Here is a 16,905-nt window from a genome sequence, read left to right as displayed (position 1 = left end):
CTTCCGATCTCGAGGAAACCACCGAACCCCACGCCACAGCGGGTTCCGTCCGGATCAAGGTGCAGGCGGTGAGCGTCAATCCCATCGATTACCTGCTGCGTTCTGGTGTCATCCAGGAGGTGCTTCCCATCGGGCTGCCTGCGATACCTGGACGCGATGCCGTTGGAATCATCGACCAGGTCGGAGAGGGAGTCTCGAACGCACGAGTCGGAGACCTCGTTTTCGGACTCGGAGGCGTGAGTGACACCACCGCGGAGTTCGCGGTGCTTACGGCCTGGAGTGAGGTTCCTTCCAACTGGTCGGTGGAACAGGCGGCCGCGGCGGGGCTCGCCTCCGCCACGGCTGCAGGAGTGCTCAACGCGCTCGGCGACCTGTCGGGCAAGACGTTCCTGATCGAGGGTGCTTCGGGTGCGGTGGGAAGTGCCGCTGCCGCGTTCGCGCTGGCCGCCGGCGCCCGCGTGATCGGCACGGCACGGCCGGAAAACCATGAATACCTCGAGAAGCTCGGAGTGACAACGACCACGTACGGGCCGGGCCTGGCCGACCGCGTCAAGGCACTGGCACCCGAGGGGATCGATGCCGCCCTGCATTCAGCACCGTCGGCGTCACTGCCGGACCTGGTGGACATCGTCGGAGACACCTCCCGTGTCATCACCGTCATCGACGCGGAGGGAGCCGCACGGCTCGGCCTCCTCAAAGTGGATGCCGTGAACGACTCCTCCCTTCTCGACCACGCAGCCGGCCTCGGCCGGCTCGGCCTGTACAGCCCGCGTGTCGACCACGTCCTGCCCCTCGACTCGATCCGGGATGCGCACGAGCTCTCCGCGGGCGGTGCCGGCAAGATCGTCGTCACCCTGAGCTGACCGAGCGGTGAGAGCCTTCAAGACGTGCGATGGAGTAGACGCAATCGATGCGTTGAAGGCTCTCACCTCTAGCCATGGTTGAGGTCAGGAGTTGGGTAGGGTCCCATAACGTGCGGCGGGATCGAGGTGGAGAGCGGACTTGAGCCCGACCGTGATGGGGTCGGCGAGTACCTCTGTCCTGGACTGCTCGACGCCGTCCAAGGCTGCGGCGACGACATCGGCGGGGTGGGTCTTCGGTGCATCGATCCCGGCCGTCATCTCGGTGTCGACCAGAGCCATGTGCAGACCGAGCACCTCGGTACCTTGTGCGGCCAATTGACCACGCGTGGCGTCGGTCAGGCTCCACGCCGCGGCTTTGGACGCCGCGTAGGACGTTGCTCCGGGAGCGCTGAACCAAGCGGCCGCTGACAATACGTTGAGCACTGCACCGCCACCGTTGGCTCCAAGAACCGGCGCGAAGGCCCGTGTCATCTTCAGGGCGCCGAAGAAGTTGATCTCAAACTCCCGCCGGATCACCTCAAGGTCCCCCGTCAGGAGATCTGCCCCCGACGCCACGCCTGCGTTATTGATCAGCAGGTCGACGTCGACCGCCGAGCGGCCACCGCCTCGATCTGATCGTCATCGGTGATATCCAGCCCGAGAACTTCGACAACCTCGACTCCACCAGGGAGCTGGATGGAGTCCACATGACGGGTGGTCGCGTAAATCTTGCCCGCTCCGCGGGCCGTGAGCTGACGGACGAACTCCGCGCCGATCCCCCGATTGGCGCCCGTAATCAGCACTGTTGAGGCAGTCCGAGAAGGCCCTGTCCTTGCCGACGCTTCGCGAAAGCCTCACCGAGATGCTTCACCTCAGCGCCTACTCACACACCAGTGACGACACACCTCCGGGCTGTTTCCTCGCCCTCGAACCCCGCCTGGCCGAGCACAGGGAAATACTCCGGCGCCGCATCGCGGAGCGCGTCGCCCAGGGCATCGACGAGGGCGAAGTCCCCGAAGGGTCGGATCCCGAGCAGATTGCCAACTACATCATGGCTGTTCACAACGGCATGGCAGCACGCGCGCGCGATGGAGGAACCACCACCGAACTGCTCGCAATCGCCGACATGGGACTCAGCGCCCTCCCTGCCCGCTGAACACAAAAACAGCACGCCTGAGACAACTATTGGAGCGGCGCTCCGCAGCCGCCTCTGCATCGCGCCTCGTGGCGAGGGTCCCCACCAGCGTCCTGCGCCCCTCCACCTGTGATGCCGGTGCTCGGGTGGCGTGCCGGGAGTAATCAGGGCGCGCGGCAGGCCGGCCGGAAGTGCCGAACCACCTGAAGTTTGACCTGGTTGCAAGAACATGGTTTCTACTCGAATTCGTGCACGCGCGGCGGACGCCGCAATCCCCCCTCTCCCCCACTGCCTTCCCAGTGAGGGTGCTGTGGCGCTGCTCGACTTCTCGGCGAGCTGACCGGTGCACATCACGAAGTCCCATCTGAAGGAACCAACATGACGAACCGGCTCGATCAGACTGCACGAGATTCCGGAGGTGAGGGGCAGCGGCACCAAACGCTGGTCACGGTGCGCCCCACTCCGCTGAAGGAGAGGTCGCTGGCGCCCGACCTCGCACGGGGCGTCATGCTGCTGCTCATTGCCCTGGCACACGCCCCCTACTTCCTCTACACCGCACCCATCGGGACCATAGGCATCCACCCCGTTATCGGCAACCTGGCGGATCGCCTCGCCCAGGTGTTCACCCTGATGGCGGTCGATGCCCGCGTCTACACCATGTTCGGATTCCTGTTCGCCTACGGGATCGGGCAGATGTATGCCCGCCAGACCGCCAAAGGCACCAGCTCCGCCGATGCCAGGCGCCTCCTGCGCCGGCGCCACTGGTGGATGATCGCCTTCGGCGCCGTCCATGCGGGCCTGCTGTGGTGATCACCTCGTGCTCCTGCGGCGGCTGGCCGTCGGAGGGATCGCCGCGGGCTGGGCGACGGGCGCCGCCCTGGCGCTTCAGCACACCGGCGTCATCGAGATCGCCCCCGACGCCGTCGTCCAACACCTCAGCCTCTTCGCAGGAATCTTCACCGGCATCGGCTACGCCGCACTGTTCGGCCTCGTCGCGCACCGCGTGTCCCGGAGGCCCGCACCACCCAGCGGCCCCGTCCGCTGGGTCTCCGTCCTCGGCCGGCGCTCCATGAGCGGATACCTGGTCCAGTCCCTCGCGTGGGGTCCGGTACTGGCTGCCTGGGGACTGGGCCTCGGCGCGCAGCTGTCCAGCTGGTCCGTCCTCGCCTACGCCGTCGCGGTCTGGGCGGCCACCGTTGTCCTCGCCGTTGCCATGGAGCGCCGCGGCCTGCGCGGACCAGCCGAGCTGGCACTGCGCAAGCTCACCTACCGCGGCTCCGCCGCGCCCAAACCCGCACCGATGGAACACGCCTGAGCACCATCCTGTCCGAGGGGCTCAGCACTTCCTGACAAACGGTCACCCATGCCAGGCAGAGAACCAGAACCTTGCGTCGGGTCGATACCTCCACAATGAATACCGATATCAGGTCGCGGGTTCGTGCGTCCTGGCCCTGATGGCCGTAATGTTTGTCGCCCCGGCCATCGGCGCTCTGCCAGGACGATCACGTCGTCGAGAGCCCCCGACCTCGCCGAAGTAAGCACAGGTCCGCTGCGGACCCAAGGGTAGAAGGGTAGAACATACGTATGACACCAACTCCCCTGGTCCTTGGGCCCATCCTTCGGTATGTCGACGAAACCTCGGCAAGTATCTGGGTGGAGGTCGGCGCCGCGGCACGTGTCGTCGTCCGGGCCGCCCAGCGGTCCTGGGAAGCACGCACGTTCGCCGTCCACGGGCACCATTACGCGCTCGTCGAGGTGGACGGACTCGAGCCGGGAAGCGTCACCGCCTACACGGTGGAGATCGACGGACATCAGGCCTGGCCGGACCCGGAATCGGTTCCCGAATTCCCGCCGTCGAGCATTGCGACCCGCACTCCGGGGAAGCCCCTGCGGCTGGCCTTCGGGTCCTGCCGCACAAGCGTGCCCCACACCAAGGAGGGCAATCGGACCCACGGCGTGGATGCCATGCGTGCGTACGCGCTCAACCGAACGACGGACGACAGTTCACCTCGGCCGGACCTGATTCTTTTCCTCGGCGATCAGGTGTACGCCGATTCCACCAGCGAGGAAATGCAGCAGTTCATCCGCGGGCGGAGGAACATCGAGGAGGAGCCCGGCGCCGAGCTGAAGGACTACGAGGAGTACGCCCACCTGTACAACTTGGCCTGGTCCGACAGTGCCAACCGCTGGCTGCTGTCCACCCTTCCCAGCGCCATGATCTTCGACGACCACGACATCCGCGACGACTGGAACGCCTCTACCGCCTGGAAGCAGGAGATGGCGGCCACCTCCTGGTGGCAGGACCGGATTGTCGCGGGCCTGGCGTCGTACTGGGTGTACCAGCACCTCGGCAACATGTCACCGGAACGGCGCGCCGCGGACCGCATCTGGCAGCGGATCGTCAACCATCACGAGGCCGCCGAGCTCGACCTGAGCGAGGAGCTCGACGCCTTCGCCGACCGGGCGGACAAGGACCCGGCGAGCTACCGCTGGAGCTACTGCCGCGACTTCGATGACACGCGCCTGATCGTAATCGACTCCCGCGCATCCCGGGTGCTGGCACCCGATGCGCGGGCCCTGCTCACCGAGGAGGAGACGGCGTGGCTGGACTCCAGGATGGTGGGCGGATTCCGGCACCTGCTGGTGGGAACCTCGCTGCCGTTCCTCCTGCCGCTGGGGCTGCATCACATCGAGTCGTGGGACGAGGCCCTCGCACAGGGTGCATGGGGCGCGCGGGGCGCGCGGCTGGGCGAGAAGCTGCGGCGGGGCATGGATCTCGAACACTGGGCCGCCTTCCAGAGCAGCTTCCGGGCCGTGGCCAACATGGCGACGGAGGTCGCGGACGGCAAACGGGGCCCGGCACCGGAGACGGTGACCTTCCTGTCGGGAGACGTCCACTTCTCGTACGTCGCGGAAGTGGACAGGACGTCGGGCAGCCGTATCCTCCAGGTGGTCTGCTCCCCGATCCGCAATCCGCTGCCCTGGCTCCTGCGCTCCTCCACCGCCATCCTCTCCTACGCCGTAGCGGCACCTCTCGGGGCTCTCGCAGCGCGCTCCGTGAAGGTTCCCGACCCACCTTTCCGCTGGCGGAACATCAGAGGACCGTGGTTCGACAACAACCTCGCCTCGCTTGAGGACACCGCCGACGGGTTGACGCTGTCGTGGCAGTCGGGAACGGTTGACGGCGAGGACCATCTCCACCCCCGGCTCAGGGAGGTCGCCGCCATGACCGTGCCGAGGCGTGGGTCCGGGAGTATGCCGGGAGGGGAAGCTGTGCCCGAGGCAGCGCTCTCGACTTCCAAGGGCACTCGGGCACGCAGAGGACGCCGACGGTAGGAGCTGCCTCCAGGGCCGTGTCCCTTGGTTGGGGCGGTGCCGGGCCAGGCACAACCTCAGTGCCATCGAGGCACCACTCGGCAGGATGGCGGCCTCATCTGTTGGGAGAACCGCTAGCCCCGCTGGAATACGACCGCCCGGACGGCAGTTCTCGTAAGTCATGAAAGCGATGACTTACAGTCAGTACGGAAGTCCGGATGTCCTTGAACTGACCGAGCAACCCATGCCCAAGGTCCCGCCTGGAATGGTCCTGGTGAAGGTGAAAGCGGCGTCGGTCAACCCTGTCGACTGGAAGATCATTGCGGGCTACCTCGATCCGATCATGGACGTCCAGTTCCCTGCCATTCCAGGCTGGGACGTGGCAGGCGTCGTGGAGTCCGTTGGCATCGACGCCCGGCATTTCCAGCCCGGCGATGAAGTGGTCTCCTATGGACGCAAGGACTTCGTCCATGGAGGCAGCTTCGCCGAGTACATCGCCTTGCCCGAGCGGCTTGTGGCCCGAAAGCCGCAAACCCTGAGCTGGGAAGAGGCTGCCGGTCTTCCGCTCGCCGGATTGACCGCGTACCAGGTCCTGACCCGGCTGGGCGTCCAACCGGCAGAGACGCTCCTGATCCATGGCGGGTCTGGTGGTGTGGGTTCGCTGGGGATCCAGATCGCGGTGGCAGCCGGCGCCCGGGTGATCGCAACCGCCTCGGAGAAGAACCATGACTTCCTCCGCGCCCTCGGCGCCGAACCGGTCAGCTACGGCGAGGGCCTGGCGGAGCGGGTCCGGGCGCTGGCCCCCGGCGGCGTCGACGTCGTTGCAGATTTCGTAGGCGGCACCGTGGACGCCACCCTGGCCGTCCTTGCCCCAAAGGGGCGGCATGCCTCCATCACAGACGACACGGTGGAGCAGTACGGTGGCACCTGGATGTGGGTGAGCCCAATCGGGGCCGATCTGGAGCGCTTGTCGCACCTGGTGGATGACCGTCGGCTCACGGTCGAGGTGGCCGGGATCTTTCCGCTGGAGAACGCAGCCGAGGCATTGCGGTCGAACATGGAGGGCCACACCCGCGGGAAGATTATCGTAAGGATCGCCGCCGGCTGACCGGTATTAACAGGGCCACCAGGCGCGCCTCCCCAAAGACCCGCACAATGCCGGCCCCCAGCCCCCGTGAGGCGTCGACTCCATCAGCGTGAATCCCTTAGGCTCATCGCATGTCCCGCCTCGTCGTGCTCGGAAGCGTGTTTTTGCCGCCCCAAGCCTTGGAACCGTTCGCTGAAACGCTGGTTGAGCGCGGCCACGATGTCACGGTCGTGGTTCCGGAAGACACCAGTTCTGTGGAGGCCGTCCTCAGCGGGTATCTGGCACAGGTTGCCGGCGGTGCACCTCCGATCGTTGTGGCGCACTCGAACGCCGGGAACTACATTCCGGGCATCACCGCAGGGACAGCGATCGCCGGAGTGGTTTTCGTGGATGCGGTGCTTCCTCCCTTCAACGGAGGCCAGTGGCGTGTCGTGCCGACCGCTCTGGGCACTGAGCTGGCCAAGAGGGCGACCGGCGGCGTGCTTCCCCGGTGGACGCGCTGGTGGCCGACGGCCATGATGCAGCCACTGTTTCCCGACCCGGCCGTCTTCGAACGCATTGATGAGGTGACGCCACGAATCGACGCCTCTTACCTAACGGGTGTCCTTCAAGCGCCTGCAGGCTGGGCCTCGGAACTGCCGGCGGCCTATCTTGCGTTCGGCGACACCTACTCGGCTGAACTCGGCCGGGCGGTTGCCGCCGGCTGGCCGAACCGCACACTGGAGCTCGCCCATCTGGGACTGTTGAGCAGCCCAGAAGCCGTGGTGAGCGCGATCGAAGCGTTACTCGAAACGCTTCACGTCAGACCTACTGATGGGTAGCCCTGCCGGGCCCGCTTCGGTTGCAGTGGGATTGCTGTGTCGGCGTCCTTTGGTCCTTGTGTTGGCGTCCTTTGGTCATGGTGTCGCGAAAGGCCTTCCTGATCCAAAGACGCGATCAGCAAACCGGCGGCCGATCAGGTCATGAGCCTCGACATTTGGGTGTAGACCATCAGGAAGCGGCAAAGCAACCCCGTCCTCGGGCCCATACAGGTCAAGCCCGTCGAGGTAGTAGAGGTTCGCGTCATCCTCTCGGTCTCTGGAGATGGTGCGGAGCGCATCGCGGATAATTTCGAGAGATAACCGCCCCTGCGCGGTATCGCCTGGCGCGCCGGTGGCGATGAATTGCACGTGGTCCGTACCCAAGGACGCCGGGTCCACCGCAAGCGGCCCAGGAGTGCTCTCATGGATGCCTGCGAAAAGCGGCGACACCAGCAGCAACGGCGTTTCGGGGTGACCATCTCGAATCGTGTCGAGGAAACCGTGAACGGCGGGCACGAAGGAACGCAGTCTCATGGAATCGAGATTTACGACGTTGATGCCGAGCTTCACGCTAATGAAGTCGGCAGGTGCATCGCGAATGACGCGGGCCAGGAACGGGTCGACCAGGGCGCTGCCGCCGAACCCCAAATTGCGCAGCTCCACGGTTCCCGCTGTGCGTGCAGCAACGACAGGCCAAATCTCGGTCGGAGCGAGTGCGTTGGAGCCGTGGCTGATTGAGCTGCCATGATGCAGCCATATCTTGCCCGCCCGATCGTCGGTATGGACCGGCGCGTCAGTGCGCAGGGCCATGATCTCGAGTGACTCGTTGTGCGGAAGCCACATTTCCACCCCCTTGAGGTCAGTGGAGAGTCCAGATATGACCGTGGCGTGATCGGGGCCAGAGTGAGCGCTCGATGAACCGGTTTGAAGGTCGATCTCCAGACAATCACCTCCGCTGAGCTCATCACGAGCGTGAAGCATTCCGTCGATAACGACATCGACGCGACCGCGCGGACGGTCGGCGCCACGATAAGCGACGCGACTCGGGTGCGTGATGAGCTCAATGCGGGAAGCCGTGGTCGTGAACGTGAGGTGCACGCCGGAGGGCTGGCGTTCCATAGCCAGCAACTGCGGGTCGGGGAACCGGTGTCGCACCCAGGAGGGCAGTCGATGCGGGAGGACGCCGCGGTCGGTTTTTTCCAACTCGGCGATGCCGTGAATGAGATCAGCCGTAAGAGCAGTGGACAGCATCATGATGGAGTCCCTTCGGAAGGCCAGGTACTGAGGGCACGATCGAGGGCGTCGACGGCGGCAAGCCAGGATTCGTCTTGCCCGTCCGGGCGATGGTTGAACGCATCGGACTCGCTCAGGACAAGGAATCCCCTCACCGTCGCTGCGATCAGACGCGCAGCGTGCACGAGCGCCGGCTCCGGCACCGGATAGCCGCGGATCACAGCAAGCATCAGCGCTGCCACCCGTGCCGCTTCTGGGGAGCGCGCGGTGTCCGGTGAAGCAACCCGTTGAAGTGCCGCCCACGCTCCAGGGCGCTGGGTTGCAAAGTTCCGGTAGGCATCGACGAGGCCTTGAAGTGCGGCTTTCCCCGAGCGGCCAGCCAGTTCCTCACTGACTCGCGAACCCAGTTCGCCCAGCGCGAGCCGGTGAACTGCATCGAGTAGCGCATCACGGCTTTTGACATGCTCGTAAAGGCTTGCCGGCTGCACACCAAGGTGTCGCGCGACGGCGGCTACGGTAACAGCGTCAAAACCAGTGCGGTCAGCGAGCGTTGCAGCAGCTGAGATAACAACATCGGAGGAGAGATTCGATCTGGGCACATACACATCCTACGGGGTGTAGGGCAAAACCTACACTCCATAGGTTGTGTGAGGGAGCAGCAGAATGCCGATCATCCTGCATCCGGAAGGTTCAGGAGCGCGGCAGCACACCTACGAGCGTCGCGATGAAGGCATCCTGCAGGGCATCCCGCAGGTTCAGGTGAAGTACGCCGAGTGAGGGATCCTCCGCAAAGGCGGCGAGGAGGCTGGGCGGCGGAGGGACGTAGGACGACAGGGCGCCCGCCGTGACGAGACACATCAGGCAGAACAGTTGTGCGCCGTCGCCGAGCTCGGGCACGTGCGCGCGCAGGAGCTCGGACATGGTCGCAAGCTTCGCGAGAGAGGACCGCTTGTGCCGCTTGACCACCTCGACCGAGACGTTGTGCTCCAGGACACCTCCCTGCGCACCGAAGAGGTCACACAGCACTGCCCGATCCGCCAAGGAGCGGCTGAGGATGTCGGCCAGCTGGCCCGCTCGTACCTCCGGCGCCGCGTGCGCATCGATGCCCGCGGCCAGCTCTTCAGTCAGGTCGACAAGCCAGCTTGCCAGGAAGTCATCAAGCAGTTCGAGCAGCACCGCCTCGCGCGACTCGAAGTACCGCAGAACGTTGGACTTGGCCAGGCCTACCCGCCGGCTGAGCTCGTTCAGGCTCAGGTCGGCCACGGGCATCTCGTTGAGCATCGCCGCCGCCGTGTCCAGGATCGCCCGACGACGCACCTCCCGTTGCTCTTCGTTTCGGGCGCGCTGGAAAGTCATGCTGTCAGCCTAACTTAAAGACCGCCGGTCCCTTGACATCAGACCACCGGTCCCTTACGTTGGTACCAATAACAGACCGACAGTTTCTTAGGAGCATGATGAACGACACCTGGACTGAACAACATATTCCCGATCAGCGCGGCCGCGTGGCCATCGTGACCGGGGCCAACACCGGGCTGGGCTTCGAAACCGCCCGAATGCTCGCAGAGCGCGGCGCGGCGGTGGTCCTGGCGGTGCGCGACGTCAAGAAGGGCAAGCAGGCAGCCGCCCGCATCGCCGGCGACGTCAGCGTCCAGACGCTCGACCTGACCTCGCTGGAATCGATCCGGTCCGCTGCGGCCGAGCTGCGCGCCGCCCACCCGCGCATCGACCTTCTCATCAACAATGCCGGCGTGATGTACACCCCGAAGCGGACCACCGCCGACGGGTTCGAGCTGCAGTTCGGCACCAATCACCTCGGCCACTTCGCACTCACCGGCCTGCTGATGGACCGGCTTCTTCCCGTCCCCGGCTCCCGCGTCGTGACGGTCAGCAGCGTCGGGCACCGCATCCGCGCCGCTATCCACTTCGACGACCTGCAGTGGGAGCATTCCTACAACCGCATCGGAGCTTACGGCCAGGCGAAGCTCGCCAACTTGATGTTCACCTACGAACTGCAGCGCCGGCTCGCACCGCATGGCACGACGGTGGCGGTGGCCGCGCACCCCGGTGTATCCAATACCGAACTGATGCGTAACTCACCTGCAGCGCTTCGGGTGCCGCTGAGCTGGCTCGCTCCGCTGATCAGTCAGAAGGCTGAGATGGGCGCCCTGCCTACCGTCCGTGCCGCTACCGATCCCACCGTGATCGGCGGCCAGTACTACGGTCCCGGCGGCCGGGGTGAGGTGCGGGGATATCCGAAGCTGGTTTCTTCCAGCACCGAATCCCACGACCGGATCACCCACCAGCGCCTCTGGGCCGTTTCCGAGGAACTCACTGGTGTGACATTTCCCCTGCCTGCACATTTGCCCAACTGACCCTCCCTGGATTATGGCTGTGGCAACACAATTGGTTGCACGGTCCATCACCTGCTCCCTGTCCAGCGGCATCGACTTCCCGCTGCAGCTGCGCACCGAAGCACTCGCACGCATCAGTCAGGTACTGCGCGACCGCGGCCTGAGGATTAGCCGGCAGGTCATCGACCCGGTCTGGATAGACAGGGGGCTGAGGCGGTGGCCCTCGGGAAGCTGCTGACGTTCCGCTGGCGCTGGTTCTGTGGGCGGGCGGTGACCATGACGGTGACGATGAGTGCGGCGGCGGCGAGGATGAGCGCTCCGCTACTGAGGGCCGTAGCATAACCGTCGACGATGGCTTGGCTGACAGCGGACACCGCACCGGTGTCGCCTGCTGCGTGGGCCTCGTGAAGGTTGGCCAGGGCGCCCGGCAGCCGGCCTTCTGTGGTGGTGACGCTGATCGTCGACAGTGCCGCGATGCCGACGGCAACGCCGATCTGTTGTGCCGCATTGAGCAGTGCCGAAGCGATGCCCGGGTCTTCGGGGCGGACGTCGGTGACGGCCGTGAGGGTGAGGGGCACGAAGCTCAGCCCGAATCCGAAGGCGACGGCGAAAATGCCGCCCATAAGGTGCTCTAGGTAGCCGGAGTCCGGGCTGATGGTCGACAGCCACAGGATCGCGGCGCCACCGCCAGCCAAACGTTCCGGTCAGCACGCCGCCAAGAAGCAGTCCCACGGTCACGCCGAGTCCGGACATCGCCCCATACAGGGCCAGCGCCTTGTTCCGTGCCCCACCGGCAGGGAAGGTCGTGGCAATCAGCGCAAGCGCGTTCGGCGCGGTGAGTGCCGCACCAAGTCCCTGGACCGCGCGCGGCTACCAGAACCGGGCCGGCCGGGGCGAGTCCTGCAACAAGGGATGACAGCGTGAACAAGCCGATGCCGATCTGCAGGACCCTGCGGCGGCCGAGGAGGTCACCGAGCCTGCCGCCGAACAGCAATAAGCCACCGAACGCCAGGATGTAGGCGTTGATCACCGAGGGCAGGCTTGCGGGAGTGATTCCGAGCTCATTGTGGATCGACGGCAGCGCGATGTTCGCGATTGAGTCGTCGAGCACCAGCATCAGCTGGGCACTGGCAACCACCAGCAGGGCCAGTCCACGTCGCCGGTTGAGGCAAGATGGGTGAAGAAGCTGGGTAGCCGCCGCGCGTGCTTCCCGTCCGCGCTGGCAGTTTGTTGCAAATGATATGGAGTTCTAGTGCGCATACTTATTGTTGGGGCCGGGGCCACGGGTGGTGCGTTCGGAACCCTGTTGCAGGAAGCAGAACGGGACGTCACCTACCTCGTCCGAGAACGCAAAGCCAACACGCTGCGCCGGGACGGTCTACGGTTCGTGTCCCCCGACGCCGACCGAACCCATCCCGTACAGGTCATCACGGGCGCCGATACCCCGTCGGCCTTCGACCTCGTGCTCATCACGGTTAAGGCGACCGGGTTCTCCGCCGCGATCTCCGACGTCCACCCATTCATTGGAGAGCGCACCCGCATCCTTCCGATCCTCAACGGCATGGCGCATATCGACCAGCTCCAAGGGGCGTATCCCGGACGGGTACTGGGCGGTCTGGCCCGCATCGTGGCGACCCTCGACGGGGACGTCGTCCACCAGAAGACGCCGATGAACTCGCTCATGGTGGGCTCCCTGACAGACGCTCCGGTTCCGGACGACATCCTGAAGGCACTCGACGTTCCGGGCATCGACTTCTCCGTCACCGACGACGTAATGGGCGCTCTTTGGGACAAGTGGGCATTCATCGCCGCTGCCAGCGTCATCAACTGCCTGTTCCGTGCCCCCATCGGCCGGGTTCTCGCCGCCGGCGGCGAGGGCGCGATCCGCGCAGCGATCGAGGAACTCGAGGCCGTCGCTGCACGGGCAGGACACCCCGTGTCGGATCCGGCGCACCGGCAGGCAGTGGCCCTGCTGACCGAACCGGGATCGTCGTTCACCACATCGCTGTACCGCGACCTTGCGGCGGGACTGCCCTCGGAGGCCGATCACATCCTCGGGGACTATGCGCTGCGCGCCCAGGCACTGCAGCAAGCCACACCGCTCCTTGACCTGGCACTGATCGCGATCCACGCAAACCTCTCGAAATGACACGGTGCGATCGCCACGGTGATGTCGATTCCCCAGTCTGGGCTTCAGGCGAGAACGGAACCATCCCGCCCCAGGAAAACCACAACCCAGCGACCAGGTCCGGCATCCGACCGCGCTAGTTGCGCCGGTTTGTCAGTCCTTAGTCGCTTCGCGATTCGTCAATAACTCCGGCCGACAATCGCTATGAGATCGGAGGCGGGGTCTCCGCCGCCTGGCACTGTTCCTTCCCGGGTCTGCAGGCAGCGGACACTTACAGCCTCGCGGTTGAGTGCGTCCTCGCCTTCCTCACCGAGTTGCTCCCATGGGATTCGCGCAAATCCTGTCTTGGCAGCGTCGAGGGCCTCAGCTACGGACGCAGCTTGAACGGTGCGGTCCGTCAGTCGCTGGCGGGCGGCCTCCATCATCTCCGTGTGCATGCTCTCCAGCAGAGCGACAACGGTTGTGCTGATCGCGTCAAGCGTGACCGCTTCCTTGGTGCCGATGTCGCGTCGCACGACCGTCGCTTGGCCCGATTCGAGATCTCGGGGACCGACCTCCAGGCGCACCGGGACACCCTTGAGCTCCCACTCTGTGGTACGCCGACCGAAGCCCTGCGTTGTCCGATTGTCGAGCCGGGCACGCACTCCTGCCGTGATCAGTTCGCGGACGACCGAGGAAGCAATCGTCATGGTCCGCTCGTCGTCTTTCACCGCGAGGACAACTACCTGCACCGGTGCGACGCGGGGCGGCAGGCGGATTCCTTGGTCATCGCCATGTGCCATGATCAGCCCCCCGACCATCCGCGTGCTGGAGCCCCACGACGTCGTCCAGCACGGTTCGACCTTTCCTGAGCTGCTGGCAAAGGTGATGTCGAATGCCTTCGCGAAGTTCTGCCCCAACTCGTGACTTGTAGCCATCTGGAGCGCCTTGCCATCGCCCATCATGGCCTCGCAGGTCATCGTGTTGATTGCCCCCGCGAACCGCTCGCGCCGGGACTTGACACCGACGAGCACGGGGATTGCGAGAACGTTCTGCAAGAAATCGCGATACACATCTACGTGGATTCGCAGCGCGTAAGCGTTCGCATCCTCACTGGTGGCATGCGCGGTATGGCCCTCCTGCCAAAGGAACTCCGACGTACGCAGGAACAGGCGGGGCCGCATCTCCCAACGCACAACATTCGACCATTGGTTCAGTAACATGGGCAGATCTCGATGGGACTGGATCCACTTGGACATCAACTCGCCAAACAGGGTTTCGCTCGTTGGCCTGACAACGACAGGCTCAGCCAGCTCCTTGCCGCCCGCATGCGTGACTACGGCGAGTTCGGGGCTGAAACCTTCGACATGCTCGGCCTCCCGTTCTAGGTAGGACTGCGGGATGAACAGGGGCAGATAGACGTTCTCGGCTCCGGTCGCCTTGATGCGCCCGTCGACCTCTGCCTGCATCCGCTCCCAGAGCCCGTAGGCATACGGTCGGATCACCATCGTGCCGCGCACCGGACCGTTCTCGGCCAGCTCAGCCTTCTCCAAGACGTCCTGGTACCAGCGGGGAAAATCATCCTGCTGGGGGGTAAGTACACTCCTCCGACTCCTATGTGCCATTCAGCCACGCTACCGGCAGCGCAAGGTTTCGGTGGGACGGGGCGTTTCAGCTGCAGGAGAGGTAGGCACTTCGCGGCGCCGGTCCGGCCGCTGCCATGGAAGACTGCTGGCATGGAGGCCCCAGCGCGCGACCACGACCTCGTCCTCTTCGGCGCGACCGGCTTCGTCGGTGAACTGATCGCCGGATATCTTGCGGTCCATGCTCCGCCGGACCTGCGCGTTGGGCTCGCCGGGAGATCGAGAGTGAAGCTCGAGGCCGTACGGTCCAGGCTGCCCGTCGCCGCACACAACTGGGCCCTCATCGAGGCCGACTCGGATCACCCTGACTCGCTTGCTGCGCTGACCGCGGGCACCAGGGTTCTCTTCACCACGGTAGGTCCCTACGCGAAGTACGGACTGTCTGTCGTCGAGGCGTGTGCCCGCACCGGCACCCACTACGGGGACCTGGCGGGCGAGGTGTCCTTCGTCCGTGAAGCCATCGACCGTTGCGACGCCCTGGCAAGGGCTACCGGTGCCAGGATTGTCCATGCGTGCGGCTACGATTCCGTCCCGTCGGACCTCGCGGTGCTCCTCCTACACCGCGCCGCGCAGGCCGACGGCGCGGGCGGACTGACCGAGGTGCAGCTCGTCGCCAGGGCCAAGGGTGGCTTCAGCGGCGGCACCATCGCGTCCATGCGTGGCCAGCTCGACGGCATGCGGTCGGACCCTGTGCTGCGATCGCTCGCACGCGATCCCTACTCCCTCAGTCCGGGCCGGACGGCGGAGCCCTCGACCCGGCAGCCGGCGGACCTGGGGTGGGTCGGCCGTGCGGAGGACGGCCTGCGGACCGCGCCCTTCATCATGGCGTCAGCGAACACGCGGATCGTGCGTCGCAGCAACGCCCTGCAGGGTTGGGCCTACGGCCGGTCCCTGCGGTACGGCGAGGTGATGGGTATGGGGCGGGGGCCTGCCGGCGCCGTCATCGCCGGAGCGACGGCGATCGGCCTACGGGTGTCCGGAGCCGCACTGGCCCTACCCCCCACGAGGAAACTACTGGACCGCGTCCTTCCGTCGCCCGGTGCGGGCCCGAGCGAAGCCGCGCGGCGCTCAGGCTGGTTCTCCTCCCAGGTGACTGCTTCGACGGAGAGCGGCCGGCGGTACCGGACCGTCGCAGCCGGGCCCGGGGACCCTGGATACACCGCCACCGCCGTGATGGCCGGTGAGACAGCGCTCTCTCTTGCCCTCGACGGGGACCGCCTGCCGCCCGCCGCAGGGTCGCTGACCCCGGCGACCGCCCTCGGCGGCATCCTGGTGGACCGGCTGCGCGCAGCAGGCCACACCTACGACGTCATCCCCCTCACCTGACGGACGCCGATCGGACCACAGTTCGCCCAGTGCGTCTCGAACCTAAAGGTATGACACGACTTCCTCTGACCAGCGGGCCATGCCGGGGGCGCCCTGGGGGCCGGTGCCGGCGAGCACGAGCCGACGCACGAGCGACGGGCTGGTGAGGGCAAGATGCTGGGCAATGAACCCTCCGAGTGAGAATCCGAAGGGGTCCACCTCGGTAAGACCCAGGGCGCTGATGAAGGCGACGGCGTCGGCGGTCATTTCCTCGACGGTGTCCGGCGTCGTGCCGGTGCTGGAGGCCACGCCGGTGTTGTCGAACACAATCACCTGGCCCTGCGCCGGGGCGAAAATGTCGCGGCGCTGTCCCGCAGGACCGAGCCCCTCTCGGAGCTCCAGGAAGAATACTCGGCCCAGTTGCTGCTGCAGAACACCGACGTCACCAACGAGCAGTCGGTCGCCGACGCGGTGCAACGCACCGTGGACCGGTTCGGCTCTATTAACGTCGTCGCCAACAATGCCGGCTACAGGCTTTTCGGGGCCGTCGAAGAGGACTCCGACGCCCAAGCGCGGGCGATCTTCGATACCAACGTCTTCGGCGTACTGAACGTCCTGCGCGCCACCCTGCCGGTCCTGCGGGCCCAAGGATCCGGGCACATCCTGCAGGGATCCTCCCTTCACGGACAATTCGCCCATCGGGCGTCGGGCTGCTTGCGGCAACCAAATTCGCTGTGGAAGGCCTCTCGGAGGCCCTGCTCCAGGAGGTGGCTCCCCTGGGCATCAAGGTGACCATGGTTGCACCCAGCGCCACCGAAACCGCGGTCCTTTCCAACCTCGCCTTCACCGAAGTCACCGGAACCTACGACGGCACTGTGGGTGAGGTCCAGCGGGCCATCGCCAACCCGCCGGCCGGATCCGGGGTGGATCCAGTCCTGGCCGCGGCAACCATCCCGACCGTCGTCGAAGCCCAGACGCCCCCTGCCCGCATCATCCTCGGAGCCCAGGTCGAGCAGGCTATTCGCACCGCGTTTGAAGGACGGCTGGCCGAACTGTCCGACTGGTCCTCCGTCGCCCACTCGGCCGA

Annotated in this window: 19 protein-coding genes and 2 pseudogenes; 12 read left to right on the top strand and 9 right to left on the bottom strand. The window is 65.7% G+C overall.

Annotation, left to right across the window (positions count from 1 at the left end; all coding sequences use genetic code 11):
* On the top strand, positions 1 to 863 hold an 863-nt coding region (locus QZX79_RS02930), incomplete at its 5' end, for an alcohol dehydrogenase catalytic domain-containing protein (RefSeq protein WP_294564403.1).
* A gap of 84 nt (positions 864 to 947) precedes the next feature.
* On the opposite strand, the gene QZX79_RS02925 is transcribed toward QZX79_RS02930, so the two are convergent.
* Both QZX79_RS02925 and QZX79_RS02920 read right to left on the bottom strand, forming a co-directional pair.
* Positions 948 to 1,418 carry an SDR family NAD(P)-dependent oxidoreductase gene (locus QZX79_RS02925; protein ID WP_294564402.1) on the bottom strand — a complete coding sequence of 157 codons (471 nt, stop codon included), beginning with the start codon at positions 1,416 to 1,418 and terminating at the stop codon, positions 948 to 950.
* 14 nt (positions 1,419 to 1,432) lie between these two features.
* Positions 1,433 to 1,645, bottom strand: coding sequence for an SDR family NAD(P)-dependent oxidoreductase (locus QZX79_RS02920; RefSeq protein ID WP_294564399.1), 213 nt, complete (start codon positions 1,643 to 1,645; stop codon positions 1,433 to 1,435).
* Between the two features lie 29 nt (positions 1,646 to 1,674).
* Between QZX79_RS02920 and QZX79_RS02915 the strand changes: the two genes are divergently transcribed.
* The 6 genes from QZX79_RS02915 (at position 1,675) to QZX79_RS02890 (ending at position 7,200) form a co-directional block, all read left to right on the top strand.
* Positions 1,675 to 1,998, top strand: a complete 324-nt coding sequence (locus QZX79_RS02915) for a TetR family transcriptional regulator C-terminal domain-containing protein (protein ID WP_294564396.1) — start codon at positions 1,675 to 1,677, stop codon at positions 1,996 to 1,998.
* Between the two features lie 357 nt (positions 1,999 to 2,355).
* The gene (locus tag QZX79_RS02910; protein WP_294564393.1) at positions 2,356 to 2,787 is read left to right on the top strand and encodes a hypothetical protein; all 432 of its coding nucleotides are present in this window, start codon (positions 2,356 to 2,358) and stop codon (positions 2,785 to 2,787) included.
* Positions 2,788 to 2,794: 7 nt separating this feature from the next.
* Positions 2,795 to 3,292 (top strand): DUF418 domain-containing protein, encoded by a 498-nt coding sequence (locus QZX79_RS02905; protein WP_294564391.1) that lies wholly within the window; start codon positions 2,795 to 2,797, stop codon positions 3,290 to 3,292.
* 269 nt (positions 3,293 to 3,561) lie between these two features.
* Positions 3,562 to 5,313, top strand: coding sequence for an alkaline phosphatase D family protein (locus QZX79_RS02900; RefSeq protein ID WP_294564388.1), 1,752 nt, complete (start codon positions 3,562 to 3,564; stop codon positions 5,311 to 5,313).
* A gap of 160 nt (positions 5,314 to 5,473) precedes the next feature.
* Complete coding sequence (locus QZX79_RS02895) at positions 5,474 to 6,400, top strand: NADP-dependent oxidoreductase (RefSeq protein WP_294564386.1); 927 nt, start codon at positions 5,474 to 5,476, stop codon at positions 6,398 to 6,400.
* Between the two features lie 110 nt (positions 6,401 to 6,510).
* Positions 6,511 to 7,200: an alpha/beta hydrolase gene (locus QZX79_RS02890; RefSeq protein WP_294564384.1), complete on the top strand. Its 690-nt coding sequence runs from the start codon at positions 6,511 to 6,513 to the stop codon at positions 7,198 to 7,200.
* A 75-nt stretch (positions 7,201 to 7,275) separates the two neighbouring features.
* On the opposite strand, the gene QZX79_RS02885 is transcribed toward QZX79_RS02890, so the two are convergent.
* From QZX79_RS02885 to QZX79_RS02875, 3 genes are all read right to left on the bottom strand, one after another.
* Positions 7,276 to 8,433 (bottom strand): GDSL-type esterase/lipase family protein, encoded by a 1,158-nt coding sequence (locus QZX79_RS02885; protein WP_366484661.1) that lies wholly within the window; start codon positions 8,431 to 8,433, stop codon positions 7,276 to 7,278.
* Positions 8,430 to 9,011: a TetR/AcrR family transcriptional regulator gene (locus QZX79_RS02880; protein WP_294564382.1), complete on the bottom strand. Its 582-nt coding sequence runs from the start codon at positions 9,009 to 9,011 to the stop codon at positions 8,430 to 8,432. The genes QZX79_RS02885 and QZX79_RS02880 overlap by 4 nt, the downstream gene beginning before the upstream one ends.
* Before the next feature lie 91 nt (positions 9,012 to 9,102).
* Positions 9,103 to 9,768, bottom strand: coding sequence for a TetR/AcrR family transcriptional regulator (locus QZX79_RS02875; protein WP_294564379.1), 666 nt, complete (start codon positions 9,766 to 9,768; stop codon positions 9,103 to 9,105).
* 95 nt (positions 9,769 to 9,863) lie between these two features.
* Between QZX79_RS02875 and QZX79_RS02870 the strand changes: the two genes are divergently transcribed.
* Entirely contained in the window at positions 9,864 to 10,784 is a 921-nt protein-coding gene (locus QZX79_RS02870; RefSeq protein WP_294564377.1) for an SDR family NAD(P)-dependent oxidoreductase, read from the top strand.
* Positions 10,785 to 10,942: 158 nt separating this feature from the next.
* Here the strand turns inward: QZX79_RS02870 and QZX79_RS02865 are convergent, their stop codons facing one another.
* Positions 10,943 to 11,458 (bottom strand): hypothetical protein, encoded by a 516-nt coding sequence (locus QZX79_RS02865; RefSeq protein WP_294564374.1) that lies wholly within the window; start codon positions 11,456 to 11,458, stop codon positions 10,943 to 10,945.
* Between the two features lie 46 nt (positions 11,459 to 11,504).
* Positions 11,505 to 11,880 (bottom strand): annotated as a pseudogene (locus tag QZX79_RS18545) (MFS transporter); the annotation flags it as partial.
* 135 nt (positions 11,881 to 12,015) lie between these two features.
* On the opposite strand from QZX79_RS18545, the gene QZX79_RS02860 reads away from it, so the two are divergent.
* The gene (locus QZX79_RS02860; RefSeq protein WP_294564371.1) at positions 12,016 to 12,912 is read left to right on the top strand and encodes a ketopantoate reductase family protein; all 897 of its coding nucleotides are present in this window, start codon (positions 12,016 to 12,018) and stop codon (positions 12,910 to 12,912) included.
* A 158-nt stretch (positions 12,913 to 13,070) separates the two neighbouring features.
* Here QZX79_RS02860 and proS read toward each other — a convergent pair whose 3' ends face one another.
* Positions 13,071 to 14,495, bottom strand: coding sequence for a proline--tRNA ligase (gene proS, locus QZX79_RS02855; protein WP_294564370.1), 1,425 nt, complete (start codon positions 14,493 to 14,495; stop codon positions 13,071 to 13,073).
* A gap of 111 nt (positions 14,496 to 14,606) precedes the next feature.
* On the opposite strand from proS, the gene QZX79_RS02850 reads away from it, so the two are divergent.
* Positions 14,607 to 15,839, top strand: a complete 1,233-nt coding sequence (locus QZX79_RS02850; protein WP_294564368.1) for a trans-acting enoyl reductase family protein — start codon at positions 14,607 to 14,609, stop codon at positions 15,837 to 15,839.
* A 42-nt stretch (positions 15,840 to 15,881) separates the two neighbouring features.
* On the opposite strand, the gene QZX79_RS18540 is transcribed toward QZX79_RS02850, so the two are convergent.
* Positions 15,882 to 16,145, bottom strand: coding sequence for an alpha/beta hydrolase (locus tag QZX79_RS18540; RefSeq protein WP_366484663.1), 264 nt, complete (start codon positions 16,143 to 16,145; stop codon positions 15,882 to 15,884).
* Positions 16,146 to 16,151: 6 nt separating this feature from the next.
* Between QZX79_RS18540 and QZX79_RS18535 the strand changes: the two genes are divergently transcribed.
* Positions 16,152 to 16,610 carry an SDR family NAD(P)-dependent oxidoreductase gene (locus QZX79_RS18535; RefSeq protein ID WP_366484662.1) on the top strand — a complete coding sequence of 153 codons (459 nt, stop codon included), beginning with the start codon at positions 16,152 to 16,154 and terminating at the stop codon, positions 16,608 to 16,610.
* Positions 16,553 to 16,905, top strand: a pseudogene (locus QZX79_RS02840) (hypothetical protein); the annotation flags it as partial. The gene QZX79_RS18535 and the pseudogene QZX79_RS02840, both read left to right, overlap by 58 nt.

It is taken from the genome of uncultured Arthrobacter sp. (assembly GCF_902805515.1).
Taxonomy (GTDB): domain Bacteria; phylum Actinomycetota; class Actinomycetes; order Actinomycetales; family Micrococcaceae; genus Arthrobacter_D.
Note: the sequence above shows the minus strand (reverse complement) of the source record. Positions and strands in the feature narration are given on the sequence as shown.

Coding starts and splice junctions, on each gene's coding strand:
- proS (WP_294564370.1), bottom strand. CDS start 14,495: ATGGCACATAGGAGTCGGAGGAGTGTACTTACCCCCCAGCAGGATGAT.
- QZX79_RS02910 (WP_294564393.1), top strand. CDS start 2,356: ATGACGAACCGGCTCGATCAGACTGCACGAGATTCCGGAGGTGAGGGG.
- QZX79_RS02870 (WP_294564377.1), top strand. CDS start 9,864: ATGATGAACGACACCTGGACTGAACAACATATTCCCGATCAGCGCGGC.
- QZX79_RS02885 (WP_366484661.1), bottom strand. CDS start 8,433: ATGATGCTGTCCACTGCTCTTACGGCTGATCTCATTCACGGCATCGCC.
- QZX79_RS02900 (WP_294564388.1), top strand. CDS start 3,562: ATGACACCAACTCCCCTGGTCCTTGGGCCCATCCTTCGGTATGTCGAC.
- QZX79_RS02890 (WP_294564384.1), top strand. CDS start 6,511: ATGTCCCGCCTCGTCGTGCTCGGAAGCGTGTTTTTGCCGCCCCAAGCC.
- QZX79_RS02850 (WP_294564368.1), top strand. CDS start 14,607: ATGGAGGCCCCAGCGCGCGACCACGACCTCGTCCTCTTCGGCGCGACC.
- QZX79_RS02895 (WP_294564386.1), top strand. CDS start 5,474: ATGAAAGCGATGACTTACAGTCAGTACGGAAGTCCGGATGTCCTTGAA.
- QZX79_RS02875 (WP_294564379.1), bottom strand. CDS start 9,768: ATGACTTTCCAGCGCGCCCGAAACGAAGAGCAACGGGAGGTGCGTCGT.